Annotated in this window: 5 protein-coding genes; all 5 read left to right on the top strand. The window is 69.9% G+C overall.

Annotated elements, in window-relative coordinates:
• The coding region (locus ACYVE7_RS29750) for a hypothetical protein (RefSeq protein ID WP_460369330.1) at positions 1–1,358 on the top strand (1,358 nt) is incomplete at its 5' end.
• Positions 1,359–1,424: 66 nt separating this feature from the next.
• Positions 1,425–1,574: a hypothetical protein gene (locus ACYVE7_RS29755; protein WP_460369331.1), complete on the top strand. Its 150-nt coding sequence runs from the start codon at positions 1,425–1,427 to the stop codon at positions 1,572–1,574.
• A 100-nt stretch (positions 1,575–1,674) separates the two neighbouring features.
• A complete protein-coding gene (mihF, locus tag ACYVE7_RS29760) occupies positions 1,675–1,980 on the top strand; it encodes an integration host factor, actinobacterial type (RefSeq protein ID WP_460369332.1) in 306 nt (101 codons plus the stop codon).
• 177 nt (positions 1,981–2,157) lie between these two features.
• The gene (locus ACYVE7_RS29765; RefSeq protein ID WP_460369334.1) at positions 2,158–4,248 is read left to right on the top strand and encodes an MMPL family transporter; all 2,091 of its coding nucleotides are present in this window, start codon (positions 2,158–2,160) and stop codon (positions 4,246–4,248) included.
• A gap of 55 nt (positions 4,249–4,303) precedes the next feature.
• A partial coding sequence (locus ACYVE7_RS29770; RefSeq protein WP_460369336.1) for a hypothetical protein occupies positions 4,304–4,489 on the top strand: 186 nt, incomplete at its 3' end.

The following is a 4,489-nucleotide window of genomic DNA, read 5'->3' on the forward strand; positions in this document are numbered from 1 at the left end:
CGCCCGGCCACGAGGCCCCGCATCTGCGCTATCGCCCCGCGCCCGGCGACTCGCTGCACGGCGTCGCGGGCCGCACCCTGCACCCGGTCAGCGGCACCGCCCATCTGGTGCACGGCCCGTCCGGCGTGACGGTCGTGAACCACGCCACCCTCGCGACGGTCCGCTACGCCGAATGCCGGGCGCTGTCGGCCTGGCCGGACGGCACCCGCCGGTTGATCGGCCGCGACGGCATCGTCGTCCACGTCGACCCCGCGCACTGGCGCGATCCCGGCGCCCTCATCGCCGAGATCGACGCCGCGGTCCCCGCCGACCGCGTCATCCGGCTGCCCGCCAAGACCGTCGCGCCGCAGAACCAGCCGCCGGCCGAACCCCTGGATCTGACGATCCCCGCCGCACCGGCCCGGGACCGCTGGCTCGAGCGACTGCCGTTCCTGCCCGCCCCGATCTGCGACGACCCCGGGCTCCGCACCGTCCTCTCCCGGGTCCGCGGCGGCGATCTGGAAGCGGGCCGCGCCCTGCTGGCCGCCGTCCGCGACGACCACGAGCTGCGCGTCTTCCGGCTGGACCGGCTCAAGGACGCGGTCGATCCGCCGACCCTGTCCGCGCTGGCCGACGCCCGTCCGGACGATCCCGAACTCCAGCTCTGGGCGGGCGCCGCCCAGGTCGCGGGGGCGTGGCGGATCCGCAGCGCGGCGCGCGCCGAGCAGGTCGCGCACGACAGGTTCCGCCGGTTCTGGATCGTCCTGTCGCAGGCGGGCGAGCGGCTGTACCGCGCCGCCGACCTGCTGCCCGGCGACCCCTCCCCCTGGAACCAGCTCCAGTCCTACGGCCTGGGGATGCAGCTCCCCCGTCCCGAACTCGACCGGATCTGGGACGAGCTGACCCGCCGCGACCCCGGCCTTTTCCAGGGCCACCAGCGCCGCGTCCAGGTGCTGGCGGCGAAATGGCAGGGTTCGGACGCCGAGAACCGGGCGTTCGCCGAGGAGGCCGCCCGCTCCGCCAAGCCGGGAGACCCGATCGCAGCGATCGTGGCCGCCGCCCATCTCGAGTCGGCGGCCGAGTCGGGCGGCCGCACCGCCTATCTGGCCCAGCCGGACGTCCACGCCTCGCTGGTGACGGCCGCCGAACGCTTCCTGGCCGGTGATCAGTCTCACCTCCGGCGCCGTGAGGCCCACCAGCTTTTCGGTGCCGCGTTCTACACGGCGGGCGATCAGGACAGGGCGAGGACGCACCTCGCGAAGGCGGGCCGGACCAGGGGCGACTCGCTGGCCTGGGGTTATGTGCTCCGGCCGACCCGCGCCTACCTGAGGGTGTGTAAAGAGCTCGGTCTCGGGAGGAATCGTTCAGGTCAGGAATAATTCTGAAGCGGCGTTGTTGTAGGAGGGGAAGGACGGTCCGCCAGGGAGCTCTAGGAGGCGACCAGCATGAACAACGTCATCAAGAGGAACGAGCGCAGCGGGGACAATCCGCACGTCAAGAGTGTTTCTCTGCGTGCGCTGGCTGTTGCCGCGCGTCTCGAACAGCACGCCGGACACGACCACGATCGGTCACCGAACGGCTCGAAATCCAACTAATCCGCAGCTCAGTTCGGCATCTGTCGGTCTCATTCGCCATGATGGTCGCAACGCCCCCGCCGTTGGCGCGGGCGGTACGACAACAACGAGGAGAAATCCGATGGCTCTGCCGACGCTGACCCCCGAGCAGCGGGCCGACGCTCTCGCCAAGGCCCAGGAGGCCCGCAAGGCCCGCAGCGAACTGCTGGCGGCGCTGAAGAGCGGATCGCTCAGCCTGGGCGACGTGCTTTCCCGTGAGGACACCGTGGCGAAAAAGACCAAGGTGGTCCAGGTGCTGAAGGCGCTGCCGGGCTACGGCCCCGCGAAGGTCTCCGCCCTCATCGAGAAGCTCGGGATCGACGAGAACCGCCGCGTTGGCGGTCTGGGCGAGCAGCAGCGCGCCAAGCTGCTGGCCGAGATCGGCTAGGGCGTGTTTCGGAGTCGGCGCTCGCAGTAGAGCAGGTGGCTTCGAAGCACGCCCTCATCACCGATCCACCCTGCTCCGGCCCCGTCCTCCCCTCGGAGGGCGGGGCCGTCGCATGTTCGTGACCTTGGAGGGGGGCCGCTGCGGCGCAGGTCACAGGCGTATGGTTACGCTCGGTACATGTTCGAGAGCATTGGGCGTTTCGTCGTCCACCGGCGCTGGTGGGTCATCGCGGCCTGGATCATCGCGGCCGTCCTGTTGGTGACTTTCGCGCCCAAGTTCAAGGTCAGCAACGAGCAGACCGACTTCCTGCCGTCGAAATACGATTCGGTGCAGGCGGTCGAACTCCAGTCGAAGGCGTTCCCGCAGGCCAAGGGCCAGACCGCGATGGTCGTCGTGACGCGCGGCGACGACCAGCCGCTGTCGGCCGCCGACCAGGCCAGGACCTCGGCCCTGGCCAAGGAGCTGAACGACGCGCACATCGCGGGCGTCCAGTCCGTGGCGGCGGGCCCGCTCTCCCCGAACAAGCACGTCCAGATGCTGCCGATCCACTTCACGTCGCAGGCGTACGGCGACCCCGAGGTGACCAAGGCGATCGAGACGATCCGCGAGGACCTCGCCAAGTCCAGAGGCGACCTCAGGACGTATGTGACGGGCGACGCCGCGATCAACGCCGACGCCCAGGAGTCGTTCGAGAAGAGCGACTCCATCACCCTGACGGCCACGGCGATCGTCATCGTGATCCTGCTGCTGCTCACCTTCCGCGGCATCCTCGCGGCGCTGCTGCCGCTGGTCACCGTCGGCATCGTGATGATGGTGGCGTTCGCGCTGATCGGCATCGTCAACGAGGTGTTCGGGCTGAAGGCCGACAACACCACCCAGTCGCTGATGCCGATCGTGCTGCTGGGCATCGGCACCGACTACATCCTGTTCCTGCTGTTCCGGTACCGGGAGCGGCTGCGCGACGGCGAGGACTCCAAACTCGCGATGGTCAACGCCGTCCACAAGGTCGGCGAGGTGATCACGAGCGCGGCGGCGGCCGTCATCATCGCGTTCATGGCGTTGCTGCTGGCTTCGCTGGGCATGTTGAAGTCGCTCGGCCCGTCGATGTCGATCGGGATCGCGACGACCCTGGTGGCCGCGCTGACCCTGATCCCGGCGGTGGTGTCGCTGGTCGGGCCGAAGGTGTTCTGGCCGTCGAAGGGCTGGCGCAAGGAGCCCGAGGGTAAGACGGCCGGGCGGATCGGCTCGGTCCTCGGGCGGCGCCCCGGGCTGGTGGCGCTGGTGTCTGGGCTGATCCTGGTGGCGTTCGCGCTGCTGGCGACCGGTTACAAGCCGAACTTCGACATGGCGTCCGCACCGAAGGGCACCGAGGCCGCCGACGGCCTGGTCGCGCTCGGCAAGGGCTTCCCCGCGGGCGCCCAGCAGGTCACCCAGCTCTACGTGGACGGCGACCGTGCCCTGACCACCGGTGAGGTCGGGCAGGTCACCACGGCAGCCAAGGGCGTCTCCGGGGTGGGCGCGGTCGGCGAGCCGACCTTCAGCGCCGACCGCAGGACCGCGCTGGTCGAAGTGCAGCTCGCGGTCAACCCGCTGTCGACCCAGGCGATGGACACCATCGAACCGCTGCGGACGGCCGTCAAGGGCGCGGCCCCGCCGGCGACCAAGGCGTACGTGGGCGGCTCCACGGCCATCTTCAGCGACCTCCAGGACGCGATGAACCGCGACTACCGGATCGTCTTCCCGGTCGCCGGCCTGCTCATCGCGATCGTGCTGGGGCTGCTGCTGCGCAGCATCGTCGCGCCGATATACCTGATGTTCGCGGTGGTGCTGAGCTTCCTCGGCACGATCGGCGCGTCCGTGCTGATCTTCCAGCACATCAAGGGCCACCCCGGCGTGATCTTCATGCTGCCGCTGCTGGTGTACCTGTTCGTGGTCGCGCTGGGCACCGACTACAACATTCTGATGATCGCGCGGCTGCGGGAGGAGGCCAAGGCCGGGTTCCCGCCGCGCGAGGGCGTCGTGCACGCGTTCAAGCACGCGGCGCCGACGATCGCGTCGGCCGGACTGATCCTCGCGGGCAGCTTCGGGACGTTCCTGCTGGCCAGCGCCGACGCCATGCAGGAGATCGGGGTCTCGGTCGCGGTCGGCGTCCTGCTGTCGGCGTTCGTGATGTCGCTGTTCCTGGTGCCGGCGATCACGGTGCTGCTCGGGCACAAGGCGTGGTGGCCGGGGCACGAGGACCGGCCGGATCCGCGACAAGTGGATTGATAACTAATTTCTACTGCTTCCGGATCGAATGGCCGCATCATGCGACTCTTCGGGAGTGAGTAGACACGGAGCGTCAGAGCCTCGGGCGGCCAAGCCCCTGGCGTTGAAACCCCGGGCGTCGAAGCACGCCGCACCGAGAGGGCCACGCCGCAGGCGGCTGGCCCTGTCGGCGTTCCTGCCGGTGCTCGCCGCGACGGCCTGGACGGCCGGCGGCAGCCTCGGTCACGGACCGGGGCCGGAG

This window comes from Actinocorallia lasiicapitis, assembly GCF_054778695.1.